This window comes from Mycobacteroides franklinii, assembly GCF_001853795.1.
In the GTDB taxonomy this organism is placed as follows: Bacteria; Actinomycetota; Actinomycetes; order Mycobacteriales; family Mycobacteriaceae; genus Mycobacterium; species Mycobacterium franklinii.
On sequence record NZ_MLIK01000004.1, the window covers coordinates 793737 to 815760 of the forward strand.

25 protein-coding genes and 1 tRNA gene are annotated in these 22024 nt (G+C 65.1%); 12 read left to right on the forward strand and 14 right to left on the reverse strand.

Going from position 1 to position 22024, the window contains the following annotated elements:
- Window positions 1–30: 30 nt before the first annotated feature.
- Both BKG76_RS04415 and mfd read right to left on the reverse strand, forming a co-directional pair.
- Entirely contained in the window at window positions 31–1074 is a 1044-nt protein-coding gene (locus BKG76_RS04415; RefSeq protein ID WP_070936295.1) for a nucleoside triphosphate pyrophosphohydrolase, read from the reverse strand.
- A complete protein-coding gene (mfd, locus tag BKG76_RS04420) occupies window positions 1071–4724 on the reverse strand; it encodes a transcription-repair coupling factor (protein ID WP_070936296.1) in 3654 nt (1217 codons plus the stop codon). Before mfd ends, BKG76_RS04415 begins: the two co-directional genes overlap by 4 nt.
- A 107-nt stretch (window positions 4725–4831) precedes the next feature.
- Between mfd and lysA the strand changes: the two genes are divergently transcribed.
- Window positions 4832–6178: a diaminopimelate decarboxylase gene (gene lysA / locus BKG76_RS04425; RefSeq protein ID WP_070936867.1), complete on the forward strand. Its 1347-nt coding sequence runs from the start codon at window positions 4832–4834 to the stop codon at window positions 6176–6178.
- Here the strand turns inward: lysA and BKG76_RS04430 are convergent.
- From BKG76_RS04430 to BKG76_RS04460, 7 genes are all read right to left on the reverse strand, one after another.
- Entirely contained in the window at window positions 6175–6474 is a 300-nt protein-coding gene (locus BKG76_RS04430) for a hypothetical protein (protein WP_070936297.1), read from the reverse strand. The two genes, lysA and BKG76_RS04430, sit on opposite strands and share 4 nt — an antisense overlap.
- A 62-nt stretch (window positions 6475–6536) precedes the next feature.
- Window positions 6537–6875: a hypothetical protein gene (locus BKG76_RS04435; RefSeq protein ID WP_070936299.1), complete on the reverse strand. Its 339-nt coding sequence runs from the start codon at window positions 6873–6875 to the stop codon at window positions 6537–6539.
- Between the two features lie 139 nt (window positions 6876–7014).
- On the reverse strand, window positions 7015–7278 hold the full coding sequence (locus tag BKG76_RS04440) for a hypothetical protein (protein WP_070936300.1): 264 nt from the start codon (window positions 7276–7278) through the stop codon (window positions 7015–7017).
- 122 nt (window positions 7279–7400) lie between these two features.
- Window positions 7401–7640: a hypothetical protein gene (locus BKG76_RS04445; protein WP_070936302.1), complete on the reverse strand. Its 240-nt coding sequence runs from the start codon at window positions 7638–7640 to the stop codon at window positions 7401–7403.
- Between the two features lie 103 nt (window positions 7641–7743).
- Window positions 7744–8043, reverse strand: coding sequence for a hypothetical protein (locus tag BKG76_RS04450; RefSeq protein ID WP_070936304.1), 300 nt, complete (start codon window positions 8041–8043; stop codon window positions 7744–7746).
- Window positions 8044–8136: 93 nt separating this feature from the next.
- Window positions 8137–8370: a hypothetical protein gene (locus BKG76_RS04455; protein WP_070936306.1), complete on the reverse strand. Its 234-nt coding sequence runs from the start codon at window positions 8368–8370 to the stop codon at window positions 8137–8139.
- Window positions 8371–8444: 74 nt separating this feature from the next.
- Window positions 8445–9038 (reverse strand): TetR/AcrR family transcriptional regulator, encoded by a 594-nt coding sequence (locus BKG76_RS04460; protein WP_070936308.1) that lies wholly within the window; start codon window positions 9036–9038, stop codon window positions 8445–8447.
- A 131-nt stretch (window positions 9039–9169) separates the two neighbouring features.
- Between BKG76_RS04460 and BKG76_RS04465 the strand changes: the two genes are divergently transcribed.
- The 3 genes from BKG76_RS04465 to BKG76_RS04475 all read left to right on the forward strand — a co-directional run bounded on the left by BKG76_RS04465 (window position 9170) and on the right by BKG76_RS04475 (window position 11853).
- Window positions 9170–9241, forward strand: a tRNA-Gln gene (locus BKG76_RS04465).
- A gap of 16 nt (window positions 9242–9257) precedes the next feature.
- Window positions 9258–10706 (forward strand): bifunctional UDP-N-acetylglucosamine diphosphorylase/glucosamine-1-phosphate N-acetyltransferase GlmU, encoded by a 1449-nt coding sequence (gene glmU, locus BKG76_RS04470; RefSeq protein ID WP_070936310.1) that lies wholly within the window; start codon window positions 9258–9260, stop codon window positions 10704–10706.
- Between the two features lie 160 nt (window positions 10707–10866).
- The gene (locus tag BKG76_RS04475; protein WP_005059141.1) at window positions 10867–11853 is read left to right on the forward strand and encodes a ribose-phosphate diphosphokinase; all 987 of its coding nucleotides are present in this window, start codon (window positions 10867–10869) and stop codon (window positions 11851–11853) included.
- Between the two features lie 23 nt (window positions 11854–11876).
- Here BKG76_RS04475 and BKG76_RS04480 read toward each other — a convergent pair whose 3' ends face one another.
- A complete protein-coding gene (locus BKG76_RS04480; protein WP_083337905.1) occupies window positions 11877–12224 on the reverse strand; it encodes a hypothetical protein in 348 nt (115 codons plus the stop codon).
- Between the two features lie 150 nt (window positions 12225–12374).
- On the opposite strand from BKG76_RS04480, the gene BKG76_RS25395 reads away from it, so the two are divergent.
- The 6 genes from BKG76_RS25395 to BKG76_RS04505 all read left to right on the forward strand — a co-directional run bounded on the left by BKG76_RS25395 (window position 12375) and on the right by BKG76_RS04505 (window position 16574).
- A complete protein-coding gene (locus BKG76_RS25395; protein WP_269085928.1) occupies window positions 12375–12506 on the forward strand; it encodes a hypothetical protein in 132 nt (43 codons plus the stop codon).
- On the forward strand, window positions 12499–13185 hold the full coding sequence (locus tag BKG76_RS04485; RefSeq protein WP_070936314.1) for an LpqN/LpqT family lipoprotein: 687 nt from the start codon (window positions 12499–12501) through the stop codon (window positions 13183–13185). The genes BKG76_RS25395 and BKG76_RS04485 overlap by 8 nt, the downstream gene beginning before the upstream one ends.
- A gap of 45 nt (window positions 13186–13230) precedes the next feature.
- The gene (locus BKG76_RS04490) at window positions 13231–14115 is read left to right on the forward strand and encodes an oxidoreductase (RefSeq protein WP_070936316.1); all 885 of its coding nucleotides are present in this window, start codon (window positions 13231–13233) and stop codon (window positions 14113–14115) included.
- Window positions 14116–14270: 155 nt separating this feature from the next.
- On the forward strand, window positions 14271–14918 hold the full coding sequence (locus BKG76_RS04495; RefSeq protein WP_070936318.1) for a 50S ribosomal protein L25/general stress protein Ctc: 648 nt from the start codon (window positions 14271–14273) through the stop codon (window positions 14916–14918).
- Window positions 14919–14954: 36 nt separating this feature from the next.
- The gene (gene pth, locus BKG76_RS04500) at window positions 14955–15521 is read left to right on the forward strand and encodes an aminoacyl-tRNA hydrolase (RefSeq protein ID WP_078279525.1); all 567 of its coding nucleotides are present in this window, start codon (window positions 14955–14957) and stop codon (window positions 15519–15521) included.
- Window positions 15522–15551: 30 nt separating this feature from the next.
- Window positions 15552–16574 (forward strand): beta-ketoacyl-ACP synthase III, encoded by a 1023-nt coding sequence (locus BKG76_RS04505; protein WP_070936321.1) that lies wholly within the window; start codon window positions 15552–15554, stop codon window positions 16572–16574.
- Here BKG76_RS04505 and BKG76_RS04510 read toward each other — a convergent pair whose 3' ends face one another.
- Both BKG76_RS04510 and BKG76_RS04515 read right to left on the reverse strand, forming a co-directional pair.
- Window positions 16575–17750 (reverse strand): carboxylesterase family protein, encoded by a 1176-nt coding sequence (locus BKG76_RS04510; protein ID WP_070936323.1) that lies wholly within the window; start codon window positions 17748–17750, stop codon window positions 16575–16577.
- Entirely contained in the window at window positions 17747–18373 is a 627-nt protein-coding gene (locus tag BKG76_RS04515; protein WP_070936325.1) for a TetR/AcrR family transcriptional regulator, read from the reverse strand. The genes BKG76_RS04510 and BKG76_RS04515 overlap by 4 nt, the downstream gene beginning before the upstream one ends.
- 76 nt (window positions 18374–18449) lie before the next feature.
- Here BKG76_RS04515 and BKG76_RS04520 point away from each other — a divergent pair, with 76 nt between their 5' ends.
- Window positions 18450–19349: an alpha/beta hydrolase gene (locus BKG76_RS04520; RefSeq protein WP_070936868.1), complete on the forward strand. Its 900-nt coding sequence runs from the start codon at window positions 18450–18452 to the stop codon at window positions 19347–19349.
- The gene (locus BKG76_RS04525; RefSeq protein WP_070936327.1) at window positions 19336–19977 is read left to right on the forward strand and encodes a maleylpyruvate isomerase family mycothiol-dependent enzyme; all 642 of its coding nucleotides are present in this window, start codon (window positions 19336–19338) and stop codon (window positions 19975–19977) included. The genes BKG76_RS04520 and BKG76_RS04525 overlap by 14 nt, the downstream gene beginning before the upstream one ends.
- A gap of 40 nt (window positions 19978–20017) precedes the next feature.
- Here BKG76_RS04525 and BKG76_RS04530 read toward each other — a convergent pair whose 3' ends face one another.
- Window positions 20018–20374, reverse strand: coding sequence for a hypothetical protein (locus BKG76_RS04530; RefSeq protein WP_070936329.1), 357 nt, complete (start codon window positions 20372–20374; stop codon window positions 20018–20020).
- Window positions 20375–22024, reverse strand: coding sequence for a fatty acyl-AMP ligase (locus BKG76_RS04535; RefSeq protein WP_070936331.1), 1650 nt, complete (start codon window positions 22022–22024; stop codon window positions 20375–20377).

The following is a 22024-nucleotide window of genomic DNA, read 5'->3' on the forward strand; positions in this document are numbered from 1 at the left end:
CGGCGTGAATCTAGCTAAGCAACACCGAAGCTAGGCGGTCTTCGACTGACCGGAATCCTCCGGCTCATCGTGCACATCGGGCCGCTGCTCTTCGGCAGTGAGCTCCACATCCTTGGCCTCGACGGGTTCAACCGGCGCCTGCCGCCAGTGCGCACGCCATTCCTCGGCGCTCACCTCACGCAAGTCGCTGACGTCCAGCTCGGCCGCAACATCATCGCCGCGGCGGCCCACCAAGATGCCTTTCTCGGCGCGCCGCACGGTGTCCATAAATTCCAAAGTGTCAGCACGCAGCTGGTTTTCGGCGTCGCCATCGAGGTCGATGCGCACCGACAGCAGCTGTGCCGGGATCAACTCCGTAGGCAAGCCCGCGGCCGTCACCCGACCGAGCACCTTTTGGGTGAGCGCGAGCGCGGGCTGACTACTGGACACACCGTCCAGGCAGGAGTCGCGGTCTTTCTCCTGCGCCTTACGCTCTTCCCATTGCGCCAGTTGCTCTTCCAGCGAGATCGAAGCGGGATCACCACCGGCGCCAAGTATTACCGGAATGCGATTGCCCAGCTTGTTCAACAGCGTCTCGGCGACATCGTCGATGTTGAACGGATGCTCGGGCGCATCCTCGGCGATGCGGGCATGGAAGAGCACCTGTAGCAACACATCGCCCAGCTCGCCACGAAGCTCGTCGGCATCGCCGGTGCGCACGGCATCGAACAGCTCGTAGGTCTCCTCGAGCAGATACCGCCGCAACGAATCGTGGGTCTGCGTGCTCTCCCACGGACCGTTTGTCCGCAGCCGATCCATCACGGCCACCGCATCGATGAGCTTCTCACCCTGCCGCTCGGGCGGAGCGATGATCCTGGCGCCTGCCTGGATGCGCGCCCGCACCTCCGGGTGATTGCGGTCCGAGGACAACAGCGCCGGGGCATCCTCGCCGATGTACACCGGACGTGCGGTCGACAGCGTCCACGCCAGCCGGACCGGAAGTTCCTCGGTGTATTGCAGATCGCCGGCGAGCAAACCAACTGCCTCCACCGGAACCATGGACGGATGGCGCGGGTCGACGAATATGACGGTCATTTGCTCACCTCCATTGGAGTTATATCAACACTGCCCGCGGGGCGCCCCGACAACGCAATCAGCAGATCGGCGATCATGTGGACAAGTTCCAGGTCGCGGATCCGGTCCGAACCCACACCGCCGTCGCCGGAACGCGGAATGGGAACCTGCACAACCGAAGTCGTCGCACGATACTGCGCGGCCGGATGTAAACGTTTCAGCCTCAACTGCGCCGAGTCCAGGAGTGGCAACGGCTGTATCCGAATGTTGGTACCGACCACCGAAAGGTCGGTGATCTCCATCTCGCGACACAGCAATCGCAACGAAGCGACGGCCACCAGTCGCTGCACCGGAAGCGGCAGCGGCCCGTAGCGGTCGGTGAGCTCTTCCACGGCCGCATTGATCTGTGCGGTATCCCCGGCAGCCGCGAGCCGGCGGTACGCCTCGAGCCGCAGCCGATCGCTACCGATGTAGTCGGTGGGCAGATGCGCGTCGACCGGGAGGTCGATGCGCACCTCCTTCGGCTCCTCGGCGGTCAGCACAGTCTTCCCATCCGCCGCAGCGCGATACGCCTCGACAGCCTCGCCGACAAGCCGCACGTAAAGATCAAAACCCACCCCGGCGACATGCCCGGATTGCTCCACCCCAAGCACGTTGCCCGCGCCACGGATTTCCAAGTCCTTCATGGCCACGGCCATGCCTGCGCCCAGATCGTTGTTCTGCGCGATCGTCGAGAGCCTGTCGTAGGCGGTCTCGGTGAGCGGCACCTCGGGTGAGTACAGGAAGTAGGCGTATCCGCGTTCGCGGCTGCGGCCGACACGACCGCGCAGCTGGTGCAGCTGCGACAGACCGAAGATGTCGGCGCGCTCCACGATCAGGGTGTTGGCGTTGGAGATGTCCAAACCGGTCTCGATGATGGTGGTGCACACCAGGATGTCGTATTCGCGGTTCCAGAACCCCTCGACGGTGCGCTCAAGCAATTCCTCAGGCATTTGGCCGTGCGCAACAACGACTCTGGCCTCGGGGACGAGATCGCGTATTCGCGCGGCGGCCTTGTCGATGGTGCTCACCCGGTTGTGCACGTAGAACGCCTGGCCGTCGCGCAACAGCTCGCGGCGCAGCGCCGCCGCCACCTGCTTGTCGTCATGCGGGCCCACATAGGTGAGCACCGGATAACGCTCCTCGGGCGGGGTCAGGATGGTCGACATCTCCCGGATGCCGGCCAGGCTCATCTCCAAGGTGCGCGGAATCGGGGTGGCGCTCATGGTGAGAACGTCCACATGGGTACGCAGCGCCTTGATGTGCTCCTTGTGCTCCACACCGAACCGCTGTTCTTCGTCGACGATCACCAGCCCAAGGTCTTTCCATCGCACCGCGGTCTGCAGCAGCCGGTGCGTGCCGATGACGATATCGACTGAGCCATCGGCCATTCCCTCGATAACCAGTTTCGAGGTGACCGGATCGGTGAAACGCGACAGACCCGCCACCTTCACCGGGAAGCCGGCGGTGCGATTGGTGAATGTCTGCAGATGCTGATCCGCCAGCAGCGTGGTGGGTACCAGCACCGCGACCTGCTTACCGTCCTGGACGGCCTTGAATGCCGCGCGCACCGCGATTTCGGTTTTGCCGTAGCCGACGTCGCCGCACACCACCCGGTCCATCGGAACCGGCTTCTCCATATCCGATTTCACTTCGGTGATGGCGGTCAGCTGGTCGACGGTCTCCACGAAGCCGAAGGCGTCTTCCATCTCGCGCTGCCACGGGGTGTCCGGAGCGAAGGCGTGTCCGGGCGCCGCCTGGCGCGCCGCGTACAGCGCGACAAGTTCGCCCGCGATCTCGCGAACAGCCTTACGTGCCTTGGTCTTCGTGTTGGTCCAGTCACTGCCGCCGAGGCGACTGAGACCAGGCGACTCGCCACCCACGTACCGGGACAGTTGATCCAGGGAGTCCATCGGCACGTACAGGCGATCGCTCTGGCCGCCGGCCGCGGCGCCACGCTTACTCGACGCGTACTCCAGCACCAGGTATTCCCGACGGGCTCCACCGACGGTGCGTTCCACCATCTCCACGAACCGCCCGATGCCGTGCTGATCGTGCACAACGAGGTCACCGGCGGAGAGTGCCAGCGGGTCAACCTGATTGCGGCGCTTGGCCGGTAGCCGCTTGCCGTCGGTGGCCGCAACCCGGCTACCGGTGAGATCCGTCTCGGTGACGATGACGATATTGGCACCCGGGAGTATCACGCCATCGGTGAGATGACCACGCAGCACCCCGACGACGCCCTCGGCAGGCTCTGCGCCCGGCTCTAACAGCGTTGCAGGGGTTTCCGTTTCGGCCAGCTGCTCGATAATCCGATGTGTGGTGCCGGCTCCGGCGGCCACAACGGCCGCCCGCCCACCGGTCATCACGTGAGCACGCAACATCGCGAAGATCTCCGCCGCACCCTCTTTGTGACCGCGCGAGGACGGCGACGGTCGCACCGCCAGCGCGACAGTTTGATCGTTGTCCATGCCCAGCGGGCTCAGCGACCACCATGGATACCCGGCCTCGCCCGCCGCATGCTTGACGTCATCGAGTTCACGGAACCCCGAATCTGCCAGTGCGGCAATATCGATCGGTGCATCGGCTCCGATGGCGGCGACAGACCAAGACGCCTCCAGGAATTCCCGGCCGGTGCGCTCCAGATCGGCCGACCGCCTCCGCACCTTCTCCGGATCGCAGACCAAGACGGGTGCGTTGTCGGGCAGATGGTCGACCAACATGGTCAGCTCGCCCGAATGCAGCACGGGCAATAGCGATTCCATACCGTCGACGCAGATACCGTCCGCCAGCTTGGCGAGCATCTCCCCTACCCCGGCGCCGAGGCGGTGCTCTTCTGGCGTGCTACCGGAGACTCCCGCCACAGCGGCGAGTTCGGCGGCGCGGGTGCGCACCTGCTCGGTGAGAAGCAGCTCGCGACAGGGCATGGCGAGTACGGACGTGACCTCCAACTCGGGGATCGATCGCTGGTCGGCGACGGAGAAGTAGCGCATCTCGCTGACCTCGTCACCCCAGAACTCGACCCGCACCGGATGGTCGGCGGTGGGACTGAAAACATCCAGGATGCCGCCGCGCACCGCGAACTCCCCGCGGCCGGCCACCATGTCCACTCGGGTGTATGCGAGCTCGACCAGACGGGCGATCAACCCATCGAATTCCGACTCGGCACCGACGGTGAGCTCCACCGGCTCCAGATCGAACAGCTCGGGGGACATCGGCTGCAGCAGCGAGCGCACCGTGGTCACCACCACTCGCAGCGGCACCCCCATCCGGGAATCCTCCGGATGGGCCAGCCGGTGCAGCACCTGCAACCGGGCACCCACGGTGTCGACACCGGGTGACAACCGCTCGTGCGGGAGCGTCTCCCAGGACGGCAACAGCGTCACCGCGTCGCCGTACACGTCGCGCAGCTCGGCGGCGAGGTCTTGCGCCTCTCGGGTGGTGGCCGTCACAACCAGGACGGGTGGATCGCTCGCATCGGCCATACCCGTCACGACAAATGCGCGTGCACACGTCGGACCGGTCAGATCGAGGCCGGTCTTGGCGGCAATGGCCGGAGCGAGAACATCGAATGCAGGGTCCCGCAAGGCTGTCCGGATCACCCCGGCGAGAGGCGGGGTAGTCGCAGTCATGGTGGCCCTATTCTACGGCGCCCAGATCTCGCCAAAATCGGGCCCATCGCCGTCAAGGCCACGTCAAGAAACTCCACATGCGCTCGCCACGGGCGCACGGTGAATACATGACACTTCTGGACCTCCTGCCGTCCTTACACAATGTGGCTCGGCCACGCGTCGACCCGACGGTGTGGCCGGTCACCACACATCTGGATGAGCAGGGCCGGATGTGCGTCGGAGAGACGGCGCTCTCGGAAATCGCCGACCAGTTCCGTACCCCCGCGTACGTGCTTGACGAGGAGGACTTCCGCTACCGCGCCCGCCGCTATCGCAGCACCCTGCGCGAGATCGAGGTCGCCTATGCCAGCAAGGCACTTCTGACGGCCGATGTCGCGCGCTGGGTGGCTCAAGAGGGGCTCTCACTGGACGTCTGCTCCTCCGGTGAGTTGGCGACCGCACTCGCGGGAGGTTTCGACCCGGAACGAATCATCATGCACGGCAACGCCAAGACCCCCGACGAGCTCAGTGATGCCGCCGCGGTCGGCGTGGGCCGGATCGTGGTGGACTCCTACACCGAGATCATGTTCCTGGCGACTCGGCTCAAGAAGCGCCAGCGTGTGCTGGTACGGGTTACCCCCGATATCGATATCCACGGGCATGCCGCCGTCACCACGGGCATCACCGACCAGAAATTCGGGTTCCCGCTCCATGGTGGACACGCGATCGAGGCCGCCCGCCGCGTTCTGGACCAACCCCTGCTGGACCTCGTGGGCTTGCACTGCCACATCGGCTCACAGGTCACCGACTGCGCGCTGTACGCCGAGACCATCCGCCGCATGATCGCGGCGATGGCCGACATCCGTGCCGAACACGGCGTGATCCTGGGTGAACTCAACATCGGTGGCGGCCACGGCGTTCCCTACCGTTCGGGCGACCCCGAACTCGACCTCGCCGAGCTGCGCGACTTCATTGACGACGCCCTCGATGCCGCCTGCGCGGCCGAGCGCTTCCCGCGCCCGCGCGTCGTCGTCGAGCCCGGCCGCGCCATCTCCGCACGCGCGGGCGTGACGCTGTATCGGGTGGTGTCGGTCAAGACCCAGCCCGGTGGGCGCACCTTCGTGGCCGTCGACGGCGGTATGAGCGATAACCCCCGCGTGTCCCTGTACGACGCGAAATACAGTGTCGCGCTGGCAAACCGGCATCCCTCTGCTCCCCCGCAGCTGGTGACGGTGGCCGGGCGGCACTGCGAATCCGGTGACGAGATCGCCCGCGATGTCAGCCTGCCGTCCGATGTTCGTCCCGGCGATGTGTTGGCCGTCGCGTGCACCGGCGCGTACAACCACAGCATGGCCTCGTCCTACAACATGGTGGGACGTCCGCCCGTGCTCGCGGTCCGCGACGGACACGTACGCGAACTAGTGCGTCGCGAAACGATCGCCGATCTGTTGTCGCGGGACCGCGGCGCGCGCTAGAGCGCGGCGCCGCTCTTGGTCGGCGCAACCGTCAACGGCGGTGAGGGAATCTTGGCCGTGGGCGAGGAATGCAGCTCGGCATCGCCCGGCTCGGTGCACACCTGCTCACCCGGCTTGGGTGCGCCGCACTTCTCGTGCGCACCCGCCGGCGGAACGACCGCGGTAGGCAACGCACAGTGCGAAGCTCCTGGGGCGCAGGGCGGGTCGGCGTGAGATATGTCGAGAGCAAGCGGCACACCGACGGTGACCGCAGCAGCAACCAGCAGCGCCGCACGTCTCACCAGCACAAACATCATGAGCAAACGATAGGCCTATTTGATTAGCCAGGCACTACTTCGCAGCGAATTCACAGCAGCGTTCAGCCGTGTGCTTGCGGAGAGGAACCATTGCCCGGCACCATCACGGCCTGGGTCGACTGGGGCGGCGTCGGCAAGTCCCTCACATTGGGAGCCGACCGCAGCTCCGCGTCCCCCGTCTCGGAGCATTGCTCGAAGGTCTCGGGAACCCTGAGATCGGCAGAGGCGCCGGTGCATTTCTCATGGTCGCCCACGGGCCGTGGCTGATTGGGCGGCAACGCGCAACGCGGCGCCCCGGCCGGGCACGGGTCCGCGCGCACCGTTCCCGCGGCCAGCGGAACCCCAACGAAGAGCGACAGTGAGAGCACTGCCAGGCCGGCACGAATCCACAACAGTCGCATGCTGAGCTCCTGACAGCTGGGCGGTCTCCACGCCGAACATAGGCGTGTTCCGACCCAGAAAAGTGAACGGCAGCTGTGAGTCTGCTACCAGTTTGATTCCTGCCGAGAAAAACCCTTGCCAGGAAAGCGATGTCACCTGTCAGGGGCGATTACGCGCCTCGCCGGGAGCGTTGATCGCCTGCCACGGCGGCATGCTGCTTTGCGGAACCTGCGGCATGACATACGGATCCGGACTTGAGTGCAGCTCGACGTCCTCATGTACCGGAGTCGGCGGCAGCGGTGCCTGACACATGGCCGGATCCGCGCACGGCTGCTCCGCACCCGCGACCGGTGCCACCGGCACGATGACCAGAGCGACCGCCGACGCGGCGGTAACCACGCATCGGAACGCTGTTGACGCCATGACAGACACCTCGCCTATCCATCAACCCCAACGTCTGATTTTAGGCGCTTTTCGCACGTCACATGGTTGATTCGCAGCTTTTCGGCTAGCCAGATCACGGTGCGTCCGCCTGCCCAACCGGCTCACAGATTGTCGGGACGCACCGGCACATCCGGCGGTTTCGGCAAGTCGGCCGGGTCCGGCCAGGACCGCAGCTCGGCGTCGCCCGAGGTCACACAAATCTCGGAACCGGTTCGCGGCTGCATGCAGTTCCCGTGCCCTCCCCGGGCCGGGCCCGCGGCATACGTCGAATCGACGTCGACAGGAACGACGACAAACAAACCCGTCGCCGCCACCGCCATGGCATACCGAAGGCCAGGCATGGAACAACACCCCTTAACTGCTTAGATTCCCTAACGAATCAAAATTAGACTCATTAGGAACTGAAAGCAACTATCGAGGTAACGCTGCTCCGGCGTCTACCGGCTAGTGACCCATACCGGGATTACCGAAAACCATCCAGGGTGGCTGCTCGGCCTGCGGAACCTCCGGAATGTCGGCCGGGTTCGGCGACGAATGCAGTTCCGCATCCCCCGCACGGGTGCACACCATGTCGTCGGGACCGCCGTTGCAATCCTCTGGGTTGGCCGGCGCGGACTGACACATGGCCGGGTCGGCACATTGCGGGTCTGCCGCGGCGACCGGGGCCAGCGACACAGGCAATGCGCCCAGCGCGGCCGCTGCGGCGCCGACCACAGCCCATCGCACAACTACTGATGTCGTCATGACAAACACCTCACCTACTGATCAACCCCGACAACTTAAATTCTAGGTGATCGAGGCATGTCACGCGTGGGTTCACCTCGACTGCCGGCCCCGTCAAGGGATCCACACACCGGACCCAGTACCGCCCACGACCAACCATGGCGATGCCTGCGGAACCTCGGGGATGACCTGCCGATTCGGTGTGGAATGCAGTTCCGCGTTGCCGGGCTTCACGCACACCCGCGCGGTGAGCGGACCGCTGCAATTATCGGCCGCCGCATTGGGCGCGCCGATCACACCCAACGCGAACGCGGCCGCCATACCCACAACCCAACGCGACCCCGTCATGACCGACCACCACCTGTACGAACCATCCGTTATGTCGAACGGTCCGGAGTGCGCAGATGTTCCTGCGCGACGGGTCACTCCTCGTGCAGCTGCGGATCGGCTTCCAGATGCTTCAAACCGTGCCAGCACAGGTTGACGATATGAGCCGCCACCACTTCCTTCTTGGGCTCCCGGGCATCAAGCCACCATTGCGCCGTCATCGACACCTGTCCCACCAACGCCTGCGCGTACAGCGGCGCCATCTCGGCGTCCAGACCACGGCGCTGGAAGTCACCCGCCAAGATGCTCGACACCTGACTGACCGCGTCGTTGAGCAGACTGGAGTACGTCCCCGAGCTGACACCGGGGGGTGAATCCCGGATCAGGATCCGGAAGCCGTCGGTGCGGTCCTCGATGTAGCTCAGCAGGGCAAGCGCCACCTGCTCGAGCCGGACCCGCGAGCGATAACTCGTCAACGACGAGGTGATGCCGTCCAGCAGCACGGACATCTCACGATCCACCACGACGGCGTACAGCCCCTCCTTGCCGCCGAAATGCTCGTACACGACAGGCTTGGACACCCCAGCGCGTTGCGCGATCTCCTCGATCGAGGTGGCCTCGTATCCGCGCTCGGCGAACAACGACCGCGCCACATCGATCAGCTGACGGCGGCGCTCAGTGCCGGCCATCCGGACGCGAGGGGTGCGTCCGGGGCCGTCCGGCCTACTAGGTACCGCCATGTGCCATCACTCTTTCTCGACCCCTCGGCAGGCCGCGTGGCCGAGCTAGGTGGTCGACTACAGTCTTCATTCTGTAACAGTCCGTCGTGGTGTAATCGGCAGCACCTCTGATTTTGGTTCAGATAGTTCAGGTTCGAGTCCTGGCGACGGAGCAGTAGGGAGTAGGAAATGCCAGGCAATTCCGCTGGGACCGCAGTAATCGTGCTGGCCGCGGGCGCCGGTACCCGCATGTGTTCGGATATCCCCAAGGTGCTGCATACCCTCGGTGGCCGCTCCATGCTGGCGCACTCCGTGTATGCGGCAGCCAGCGTAAATCCCGAACATCTGGTGATCGTGCTGGGGCATGACCGCGAACGCATCGCCACCGCCGTCGACATCCTCGCCGAGTCGCTCGGCAGGAAGATCGAGATCGCCGTCCAGGAACAGCAGCTCGGTACCGGACACGCGGTGGCGTGCGGTCTACAGGCGCTGCCGCCGGACTTCTCGGGCACGGTCGTCGTCACCTCGGGCGACATCCCCCTGCTGGACGGCGACACCCTGGCGGGGCTGATCGGCCGGCACACGAGCGAGCCCGCCGCCGCCACCCTGTTGACCACCACGCTGGCAGATCCCACCGGTTATGGACGCATCCTGCGCACCCAGGACCGCGAGGTCATCGCAATCGTCGAGCAGACCGACGCCACCGAGAGTCAGCGCGCCATCGGCGAGGTCAACGCCGGGGTGTACGCCTTCGACGTCGAGGCCCTGCACGCGGCGCTGTCGCGGTTGCGCTCCGATAACGCGCAGCACGAGCTGTACCTCACCGATGCCGTCTCGATCATTCGCGAGAGCGGAAAAGTGGTGCACGCCAACCATGTTGACGACAGCGCACTGGTGGCCGGGGTCAACGACCGGGTGCAGCTCTCCGAGCTCGGTGCCGAACTGAACCGCCGGATCATCCGCCATCATCAGCGCAATGGGGTCACCATCGTCGACCCGTCGAGCACCTGGATCGACGTCGAAGTCCGGATCGGGCAGGACGCCACCATCGCTCCCGGCACCCAGCTGCACTCGTCGACCGTCATCGGCGGTCATTGCCATATCGGACCGGACACCACCCTCATCGACGTCACCGTCGGCGACTCGGCCACGGTCATCCGCACACACGGTCAGGGCTCCACCATCGGCGCGCGATCGGTCATCGGGCCGTTCACCTACCTGCGACCGGGCACGGTCACGGGCGAGAGCGCCAAACTCGGCGCGTTCGTGGAGGTCAAGAACTCCACCGTGGGCCGGGGCACCAAGGTGCCGCATCTGACCTACGTGGGCGACGCCGATATCGGCGAGCACAGCAACATCGGCGCGTCCAGCGTGTTCGTCAACTACGACGGAGAGACCAAGCGGCGCACCGTAATTGGCTCGCATGTGAAGACCGGCTCGGACACCATGTTCGTGGCCCCGGTGACCGTGGGCGACGGTGCGTACACCGGCGCCGGGACCGTCATCCGCGAAGACGTGCCGCCGGGTGCGCTGGCGGTGTCGGCCGGCCCGCAGCGCAACATCGAAGGCTGGGTGGCACAGAAGCGTCCGGGCTCGGACGCGGCCAGGGCTGCCGAGGAAGCATCCAGAGGTTCCTGACCGGATTCCTGACCACCGAGAACCCGGGTTGGACATCTCGCGTTCAAATTCCGGCAACCCCCTCCCAGTCATCCGGGAAAGGTCCGTACGATTACCCCGACGGGGCGGTACCCGTCAGTAGCCCAAGACCCGAACTAAACCCAAGAGGACTAGCTGCGCCGTGAGCACCGACTGGACGGACAACCGCAAGAATCTGATGCTGTTCTCGGGTCGTGCGCACCCCGAGCTGGCCGAACAGGTCGCCAAGGAGCTCGACGTCCAGGTGACCGCGCAGACCGCCCGCGATTTCGCCAATGGCGAGATCTTCGTGCGGTTCGAGGAGTCGGTACGCGGCTGCGACGCGTTCGTTCTGCAGTCGCATCCCGCGCCGCTGAACACCTGGCTAATGGAACAGCTGATCATGATCGACGCCCTCAAGCGGGGCAGCGCCAAGCGCATCACCGCGATCCTGCCGTTCTACCCCTATGCCCGCCAGGACAAGAAGCACCGCGGCCGCGAGCCCATCTCGGCCCGCCTGGTGGCCGACCTGTACAAGACCGCCGGCGCGGATCGCATCGTCACCGTCGACCTGCACACCGACCAGATCCAGGGCTTCTTCGACGGGCCGGTGGACCACATGCGTGCCCAGTCGCTGCTCTGCGGCTACATCGCCGAGCACTATGTGAGCAATGGCGAAGATGTGGTCGTCGTGTCACCGGATTCCGGTCGCGTGCGCGTCGCCGAGAAATGGGCCGACTCCCTAGGTGGCGTGCCGCTGGCCTTCATCCACAAGACCCGTGATCCGCGAGTACCCAACCAGGTCAAGGCCAATCGCGTCGTCGGTGACGTGACCGGCAAGACCTGCGTCATCACCGACGACATGATCGATACCGGTGGCACGATCGCCGGTGCGGTTGGGCTCCTGCACGAGGCAGGCGCCAAGGACGTCGTGATCGCCGCCACCCACGGCGTGCTGTCCGACCCCGCCGCCGAGCGTCTGGCCAACTGCGGCGCCCGGGAAGTGTTGGTCACCAACACCTTGCCCATCGGCGAGGAGAAGCGGTTCCCGCAGCTGACCGTACTGTCGATCGCGCCGCTGCTGGCCAGCACCATCCGCGAGGTCTTCGAGAACGGTTCGGTGACAGGGCTTTTCGACGGGAACGCCTAAGCCCCGCACCGAACCGATCGGAACTAGACCTCGTCGTTGTCCGACGTCAGAACGGTTCCACTCTCGTCTCCTCCGCACACCGCACCCGCGTTCTCGCATCCGGCGCCGGTACCGCTGGCAGGTGCCGGCGGAGCGATGTTGTTGCTGTCGGTGTCGTCAGGGCCCGACACATCGGCGTCGGGACCGTTACCGCCACCGGGATCGCCCGGGTTGAGGGGCGCAGCAGAAATCACGGCAGCGGGGGCGAGCGGATCCGCCAGGGCGGTTACTTCCGCGGAACCCAGTCCGACAGCACCGAAAACGACGAGACCAAGCACTGGCAAGAAACGATGCGCGACCGATCGTGTTCTTGAAGATTTCACAAGTAGCATTCAGTAAAGGTACAGCGCTTTCCATGGATGTGGACATGAAAATCTGTGTGCTTTTCAACAGCGAAAACCATTGCGCCAATTGCCCGCCAGAGCCGCCGGGCCGTTCACCCAATCTGGCGAACGGGCGTAACAACCCATAGGGTCGGTCCCGTGAGCACAGCACCCAAGGGGCCACCACCAATCCACCCAACAGAGGGTCGCACCGTGCTACTGAGCGCCACCACCGTCCATGAGGTCTTCGAGAACGATTCGGTGACAGTACTTTTCGGCAAGAATGCGTAAGGCCGCGCTAGCGGTCGCATGCGTGGTGGCACTCGCGACGATCGGATGCGGCACCCAAAAGCCCGGGCAGCCCACCATTTCCTCGAGCAGCTCGGCCCCGGAATCGACCACCGCACCGAGCAGCTCCTCCGCGGAATCGACCACCGCACCGGCCACCGTCACGCCGACATCGATGAACCAATACCTGCAAAGCATCGGTGTCAAGGTCACCCCGGTGTCACCGGAGAGCCCGGCTAACGTCCGGGTCGAGCTGCCGCTGCCCGAGGGTTGGGAGAACCTGGGCTCACTCGATCCCGCCTACCTGATCACCGATAAGCCCAGTGGCGCCGATCAGGGCCGAACACCGAGCGCGGTGGTGTATCTCATCAAGCTCGACGGCCCTCTGGATGCCCGCAAGGCGATCACCGAGCACGGATTCGCCGACGCGCAGAACACCCAGAACTTTCAGAAGATCGCCTCGTCTCTCGACGACTTCCAGGGATACCCGTCGGCCGCCATCGAGGGCACCTACGACAACCAGAACGTGCGAGTGCACGCGTGGAATCGGGATGTCATCGTGCCCGACGGATTGCTGCACTACCTGGTTCAGCTCACGGTGACGACCACCGAATCCCAGTCCACCGCGCTGTCCCCGGACGTCGCCGCCCTCACCGGTGGCCTGAAAATCACGAAGCGGTAAGGACACCCTCGACGCTGTCGGCCAGGACCGTTAGGGTCAGCTCCCGTGACCAAGTCGACTACCCAATGGACCGCCGCCGAGCTGCCGTCGTTCGAGGGCCGCACCGTCGTCATCACCGGAGCGAATAGCGGGCTGGGCCTGGAGACCGCGCGCGAACTGGCCCGTGTGGGCGCGCACGTCATCATGGCGGTGCGCAACACCGAAAAGGGAAACGCCGCCAAGGCTTCGATCAAAGGAAGCACTGAGGTGCGACAGGTCGATGTGGCCAACCTGGCTTCGGTGCGTGCGTTCGCCGACACCGTCGAGAGCGTCGACATCCTGGTCAACAACGCCGGCATCATGATGGTGCCGCAGGCCAAGACGGTCGACGGCTTCGAAAGCCAAATCGGCACAAACCATCTCGGCGCATTCGCGCTCACCAATCTGCTGCTGCCCAAGCTCACCGACCGGGTGATCGCGGTGTCTTCCGTCGCGCACCGGGCCGGGAAGATCAATCTGGGCGATCTCAACTACGAGCGCCGCGGTTACACCCGCGCGGGGGCCTACGGGGCCTCGAAGCTGGCCAATCTGCTGTTCACCAAGGAATTGCAGCGGCGTCTGAGCGCCGCCGGGTCGTCGGTGCGCGCGCTGACCGTCCATCCGGGTGTGGCGGCCACCGAGCTGCAGTCACACAGCGGGAACCCGATCTTCGAGATCGCGCTGAAGACGGGGAACCTCTTCGCGCAGGACGCCCAACACGGTGCCCTTCCCACGCTGTACGCCGCATCCCAGGACCTGCCGGGTGACACGTACATCGGACCGGACGGGCCGTTCGAGGCCAAGGGGTACCCCAAGCGCGTAGGACGCAGCAGCAGGGCGCAGAACACCGAGAGCGCCAAGGGACTGTGGGACCTGTCCGAGCAGCTCACCGGGGTGTCGTTCCCTCTCTGACACCTGCGCTGATTGGTCTTTCCGGTCCCGCCTCGGCTACTCTGAGCAGGCTGTCACGGCGAGGGTGGGTCTTCCCACCGTTATCGACGGGATCATGGACTTCATCGTGTTGTCCTCCCTGTGCCGTGTCTCACGAAACGCAAGGAGTTGACCAGATGTCCAAGAAGAACACCCCCACCAGCAATAACCTCACCGTCACCGTCCGCAAGGACACCGGTAAGGGCGCCTCACGCCGCGCCCGCCGCGACGGCCAGGTTCCCGCCGTGCTGTACGGCCACGGCACCGCCCCCGAGCACCTGAACCTGCCGGCCCGCGATTTCGCGGCCGTGCTGCGCCACACCGGCACCAACGCCATCCTCACGCTGGATATCGAAGGCCGCGAGCAGCTGGCCCTCACCAAGACCATCGAGATTCACCCCATCCGCCGCAACCTGGTGCACGCCGACCTGCTGGTCGTGCGTAAGGGCGAGAAGGTCGTTGTCGAGGTGAACGTCCACGTCGAGGGCGATGCCGAGAGCGGCACCCTGGTGGCTCAGGACGCCAACACCCTGGAGATCGAGGCCGAGGCAATGTCGATCCCCGAGTTCCTCACCGTCTCGGTCGAGGGCCTGCCCGCCGGCACCCAGATCGCCGCCGGCGCGATCGAACTGCCCACGGGCTCCACCCTGATCTCCGATCCCGAGACCCTTGTCGTCAACGTCGTCGCCGCGCCGACCGCCAGTGAGATGGACGCCGAGGGTGGTGGCAGTGAAGGTGCCGAGGCGCCCGTCGCCGAGGACGCCGAAGGCTCCACCGAAGAGTAGGCGGAGTAATCCGTGCCCGATTTATCCGAAGACGCCGTGCTGGTGGTCGGCCTGGGCAACCCCGGGCCGACCTACGCCAAGACACGACACAACCTCGGATTCATGGTCGCCGACCTGTTGGCGGCCAAGGATGGCGCAACCTTCAAGCCGCACAAGAAGTCCGGCGCCGAGGCGACGACGATTCGCCTCGGCGGCCGGGCCGTGAACCTGGCCAAGCCCCGCACGTTCATGAACACCTCGGGTCCTCAGGTGGCCGCGCTGGCCAAGTTCTTTTCGGTTCCCGCCGGGAACGTCATCGTCATGCACGACGAGCTGGATCTGGATTTCGGCACCGTGCGACTCAAGCTCGGCGGCGGCGAGGGCGGCCACAATGGCCTGCGCTCGATATCGCAGTCGCTGGGCACCAAGGACTATCTGCGGGTTCGGCTGGGCGTCGGACGTCCACCCGGACGCAAGGACCCGGCGGCTTTCGTCTTGGAGAACTTCGCCAAGACGGAGACCGAGCAGGTTCCCCTGCTGTGTGAGCAGGGCGTCGACGCGACGGAGCTACTGATCCGCCTCGGTCTGGAGGCAGCACAGAACCAGGTACATGCCTGGGGTTAGACGCCCGGATGTGCCCGCTATGGTCTCCTCATGACCGATATCGCGGAGATCACCGGCCCCAACAAGATCGGCCTCCTCAGCCTGGGCGCGTACCGCCCCGAACGCGTCGTCACCAATGAAGAGATCTGCGAGCACATCGAGTCCTCCGATGAGTGGATCTACACCCGCACCGGCATCAAGAGCCGTCGGTTTGCCGCCGACGATGAGTCCGCTCAGACCCTGGCCATCGAGGCGGGGCGTAAGGCCATCGCCAATGCCCTGCTCACCGGTGCCGAGATCGACGCGGTGATCGTCGGCACCAGCACTCACTACTTGCAGACGCCTGCATCCGCCCCGGCCGTGGCCACCGCACTGGGCGCCCAGGGTGTCCCTGCCTTCGATCTGTCGGCCGGCTGCGCCGGGTTCGGATACGCGGTGGGCGTGGCGGGCGACATGATCCGCGGCGGCAGCGCCAGCAAGGTGCTGGTCATCGGTTCGGAGAAGCTCTCCCCCGCATTGGATATGACCGACCGCGGCAACTGCTTCATCTTCGGCGACGGGGCCGGCGCGGTGGTCGTCGGCGAGACCGCCGAACAAGGCATCGGCCCCACCGTGTGGGGCAGCGACGGCAGTCAGTCCAACGCCATTCGTCAGGACATCGACTGGATGGACTTCGCGGCGGCACCCGACCCGGATGGCCCGCGACCCTACCTGCGCATCGAAGGTACTTCGGTATTCCGTTGGGCTGCTTTCGAAATGGGCAAGGTTGGGCAGCGAGCCATGGAGGCCGCCAAGGTGGGGCCCGAACAGATCGACGTCTTCGTGCCGCATCAGGCCAACACCCGCATCAACGAACTGTTGGCCAAGAATCTGCATCTGCGTCCGGATGCCGTCATTGCCAACGACATTGAGCACACCGGCAACACCTCGGCGGCATCGGTGCCGCTGGCCATGGAGACGCTACTGTCCACCGGTGCGGCCAAGCCCGGTGACCTGGCACTGCTCATCGGCTACGGTGCCGGGCTCAGCTATGCCGCCCAGGTGGTCCGGATGCCACCTGTGCCGTTCGAGTGATTACTTCTCTCTTCTGATAGTGATCGGCTGGCCGATCAATCCGTCGATGTCGGGGGTTCCGTCACGCGCGAATGACGCCCATGCCGCACGCACGGCACGCCCGAAACGTTCCACTTCGTCCCACGGGGTATCGCCGAGCATCGGGGCCAAACTCCAGGACTCACGGCCGCCGAGAAGCAACGGCAATTCAATACAATGTGTCGCACCGAAAGGCGAACCCATTGGTCGCCAATCGATCTGATACGAGAACACCCGGGAGCCGGTGGCCGCCAGCCGCTCCCGAAATCGACGCATGTGCCTGCCGAAGATCAGTCTCGATGGCAGAGGGGCGACCGGAAGTGGAACCCCGAATGCGGTCACTTCCTCACGCGTAAATCCGTACATCACGTCACGACCGTTACCGTCCGCTGAAAGCGGCTCGGCGACAACGGGGTACACACCGAGTACTGGCGCAAACGGAATAAACAATGGTGACCGGACGCGGTGTGCTACGGCCGCCCTGGTAGCGCGAAGCAGTTCATCGGGTGTGACACAGCGTGGGTCGGCCGCAAGCTCATTCGCCAGCTCTCGACCGAACTGGTCAGCCTGCTGCGGCCGAAGTGTCGACATCAGCGGACCGCTCTGCACGATGGCACGGTGAAACAGTCCACGGGCCTCATCCATTCCCAACAAGAGCGCAGTCGACAGGCCGCCCGCCGACTGGCCGAACACCGTGACGTTGGAAGGGTCACCACCGTAATCGGCGATACGACGCTGCACCCACCGCAGAGCCTCCAGCTGGTCGAGGAGGCCCAGATTTCCCTGACTAACGCCGGCTAGATGCAGAAACCCAAACACACCTAACCGATAGTTGACGCTCACCACTACGACACCTTGTTCCTGGCAGAGCTTGGCACCGTCATACCAGGCCTGCAAGCCTCCCCCACTGACGAAGGCTCCGCCGTGCAACCACACCATCACCGGGCGCCCCGCGCCATCGCATGCGGGTGTCACGACGGAAAGATCGAGGCAATCTTCGCTCTGCGGAAGTCGCGGATTAGCCTCTCCCATAACGCCTTCTAGCCTTGACGGCGACTGAGGGCAGATCGCTCCGCTGGTCGGCCCGTCGTCGGTGACCGGTTGCGGGGGCTCGAATCGATTGGCCGTCGCATACCGGATTGCACCCGAGCGCTTCATCGGCAACCTCCTTTCGGCTTGGCACGCAAGGTGATGCCATCGATCAGCATGGCGATTCCGAGGTCGAATTCCCTTGCCGGGCCGATTTCTTGCGCCACCCCTGCTAGGGCTGCCACATTCGGATAGTTATCGTCGGCCACTGCGCCGATTAAGGTGGCGGCTCGGCTGGCATCCTCCCCCAACCCGGCCTGCGCGGAACCCAGGGCGAATCCCAGCACCGCCCGAAAGGCGGCCAGTCGACTCTCACCATCGAGCCCGCCTCGCGCAAGGGCCGCGATCAGTGCGTCGATCACGGCGAACCCCACAGGCGCGGACATGCGGCGGGTGAGCACCAGCGAGATCGCGGCCGGATGCTTGCGCACCGCGGTCCAGATATCGCGGGCGATTCGGTCGACATCGGCCCGCCAGTCGGCGGACGGCCTACGGGCCGGCACCGTGGCCATGACAGCAGCCACCACCAGCTCCTCTAGCCCTTCCTTGCCTTCGACGTAGTTGTAAAGCGTCATCGGCCCGGTACCCAGCGCCGTCGCCAACGATCGCATGCTCAGCGCCGAAAGCCCACGGGTATCCACGAGTTCCAATGCGGCGATGGCTATTTCATCCCGAGTAAAGCGTGCTTTCATCAATCCCCTTGACAAGTACACCGTACGTATTGCAACCTCACTATACACGTACATCGTACCTATGGAAGGCTTCGCGATGACCACATCAACCACAGAGCGCCTCGGGTTCTCCTCAAGCGGGATCCGGTGCGCGGGATGGCTCACCCGCCCCGCGGGACCCGGCCCGCATCCGGCAGTCGTGCTGGTACACGGCCTGGGCGCCACCCACGACATGATGTTGCCGCAGTACGAGCAGCATTTCGCGGCAGCAGGCATCGCCACACTGGCATTCGATTACCGGTACACCGGCGCCTCAGAAGGGTCTCCCCGCCAGCAGTTCTCGATGCGCGGGCAGCGCCACGACGTCGAGTCGGCCATCGCATTCCTGCAGACCCACCTGGATATCGATCGTGATCGCATCGCACTGTGGGGCACCAGCCTCGGCGCCATGCACGTCACACTGGTCGCCGCCGGACGCGACGACCTGGCCGCCGCGGTCATCCAATGCCCCATCGTGCACGGGCCGGGCGCAGCGCGTACATCCAACTTCTGGTCACTGCTGCGACTGGGACCGACGATCGTCGAGGATCTGGTACGCAAGATATTCGGCCGCTCGCGGCGATACGTGCCGATCGTCGGACCGCCGGCGAGTCTCGCGTTGGTGAGCGCATACGGCGCCTTGGCGGGCTGGGAGTCGACCTGCCCGCCGGGTCATGAGTTCGACAACCGGATTGCGGCGGCCGACGCATCGATGCTCGTGTTCACCACGGCGCTGCGACGGTCGCAAGAGATCGCCGCGCCGCTGATGGTGTGCGTATGCGACCGCGAGGGACTGATGGACCCCCGATATGCCGAGCAGGTGGCCCGTCGCGCGCCCCGCGGTATCGAGTTCCACTATGACTCTGACCATTTCGATATCTATCACGCGCCGGTATCGGAACGCGCCCTCGCCGACCAAACCCTGTTTCTTCGGGAGCATCTGCATGTCGGCCGCTGACGTCCTTCGCGCCCACGATCTGAGATTCCTCGACACCGTCGCCGATCTCACGGCGACAGACTGGGCCCGGCCCAGCCTGTGCTCCGAATGGTCCAATCACGAGGTACTGGCGCATCTGGTGATCGGAAGAAGCGCCTCGGTGCGGGACATCGCGACAGGCATGATCCGCGCGCGGTCTTTCGATCGGGAGAACACCCGTACAGCAAAAACACTCGCCGCCGATCAGGCGCCCGAGGAACTCCTGAGTGAGTATCGCAGGTTCATCATTCAACCCAGCGGAGTCGGCAAGGTGTTCCCGCGCGGTCTGTTACTGGGTGATCACGCGGTCCACGAACTCGACATCCTGTTCGCGCTCGACCACACGTCGTCGATACCCGCCGAGATTCTCGTCAAGGTCCTCAAAACCCAAGTAGGGCTGCCGAATCCGTTCGTCCCCGCGTATTTCACCGCACGGGGTCTGCGGTTGCGCGCGACGGACGCGGACTGGAACCACGGAACATCGGGGCCAGTCGTCGAAGGCACGGCCGCCGTACTCGCGTCGGTGCTGGCCGGCAGACCAAAGATGCTCACGTATCTCGGCGGTGATGGCGTCGGGGTGTTGGCGCAGCGCCTCGGCGCCCGACATTAAAGTCTCTGCCCGAACCCGCGTGGGAGATTACTGCCCGCGTTCAGAGCGCAATGGTGTCGTGCACAGCCGTCACATAAAACACGTGCGGATCAAACCCGGGCCGACCATCGCCCTCGGTGCCACTTACTACCACCCAAACTCCGTCGATCGGCCACGACTGGTCGAACCAGACATCCTGCTGGATTTCGGTGCCGGACCACATGATTCGGGCCATCAACCCACGGTCAGGATAGCTCACCACCACAGTCACAATTCGTCCGAGACGGAATCGGGGATCAGCAGCGCACGCCTGTGCGGCATGCGCAAGCCGACGCTGCGCCGACTGACGCTTCCAGCCGGGGCCGCCGACGCGCCAAACGATCAGCGCGATTGCGCCGATGATCAGAAGGGTCAGCACCTAGATGACGAGGGCCACCGAGGTCGAGCGACGCAGCTTGCCCGACGGGGTCTTCGGGATGCTGCCCGGTCCGAGCACCACCACATTGCGTGGCCGCACATCGACCTCGGCGACAACTTCGTGCGCGACGTGCTGCTCGATGCGGCGCACCTCGTCCGGGTTCTCGAAAGCGTTGGACTCCACCACAACCGCGAACGTCTCACGCTGGTTCTTGGGGTCGACACCGGCCTCCAGGCGCACCGCAACCGCGCAACCCGGCCGCACACCTTCGACACGTCCGGCGGCACGCTCGATATCGGTCGGGTAGATGTTGCGGCCCGCCATGATGATGACGTCCTTGACGCGACCGCAGACGACGACGTGACCCTTCTCTGTCAGGTAGCCGAGGTCACCGGTGTTGTACCAACCGTTTTCGTCCTGCGCGGCCAGGAAACCACCCATGGTCACATAGCCGGGGGTCACCGACTCACCCCGCAGCTCGATGACGCCAACGCCGCGCGGGGGCAGCACATTCAGGTCCTCGTCGATGACCCGCGCCTCGATGCCGGGCAGCAGCGGGCCCAGGGTCGCCAGGTGGCGCAGGTTTCCGCGGGTGGCGGGGACCGCGCGACGCAGGGCGGCCAACAGGTCGGCATCGACCTCGTCGACAACCAGCCCGGATGCCTCGACCTCCGAGAAGGACACGGCCAGCGCGGTTTCGGCCATACCGTAGGCGGGCACCATCGCAGAAGGCTGGAAGCCGAACGGCTTTCCGGCATCACACAGGTCGTGAACCACGGCCGGGTCCACCGGCTCGGCGCCGGAGAGCACGAACCGCAGCGTCGACAGATCGAAGTCACCCGGCTTGGCCTGGTTGCGCAGACGCTTGGCGAACAGCGAGTAGGCGAAGTTCGGGGCGGCCGTCATGGTGCCCTTGTACTTGTCGATCAGCCTGCCCCACAACAGGACATCGCGCATGAAGTCCATCGGAGTGATCTTCACCAGCTCGGCGCCGAAGAACATCGGCACCGTCAGGAAGCCGACCATGCCCATGTCGTGGAACAGCGGCAGCCAACTGACCATCACGTCGACGTCGGGCTTGTACTTGGAGGCGACGTACATGCCGTGCGCATTGGCGTACAGGTTGCGGTGGGTGATCTTGACGGCCTTCGGGGAACCTGTCGACCCGGACGTCAGCTGCATGAGTGCGACGGAGTCCTCGTCGGCCTCGACGGGCTCGATCGGGTCGGCGTCCCACAGGTCCTTGATGTGAACGACGATGACGCCCTTCTCCTGCAGTACCGGAGCGGCCGCGTCGAACGGGGCAGACACGATCACAGCCTTGGCGCCGATCATGTCGACGACCTTCAGGGTGTCCTCGGCCCACACGGCGAGGTCGGTGCGTGGGGTCGGCTGGTGCAGCATCGTCAGTGAGGCACCACGCATCCACACGGCCTGGATCGCCGGGGCGATCTCGACGGGCATACCGACCAACATGCCGATCGCGTCGTCGGGGCCGAGGCCCGCGGCGGCCAGACCACCGGCCAGCTGCTTGGCGCGTTCGTGTACCTGTTTCCAGGTGTGCCGGACTGGGGTGTCGGGTTCGCCGGTGACCATGCCCTTGGCGCTGGACAGCGCGTTGGCGTACAGCTCGTCGGTAAACCTGCTCAC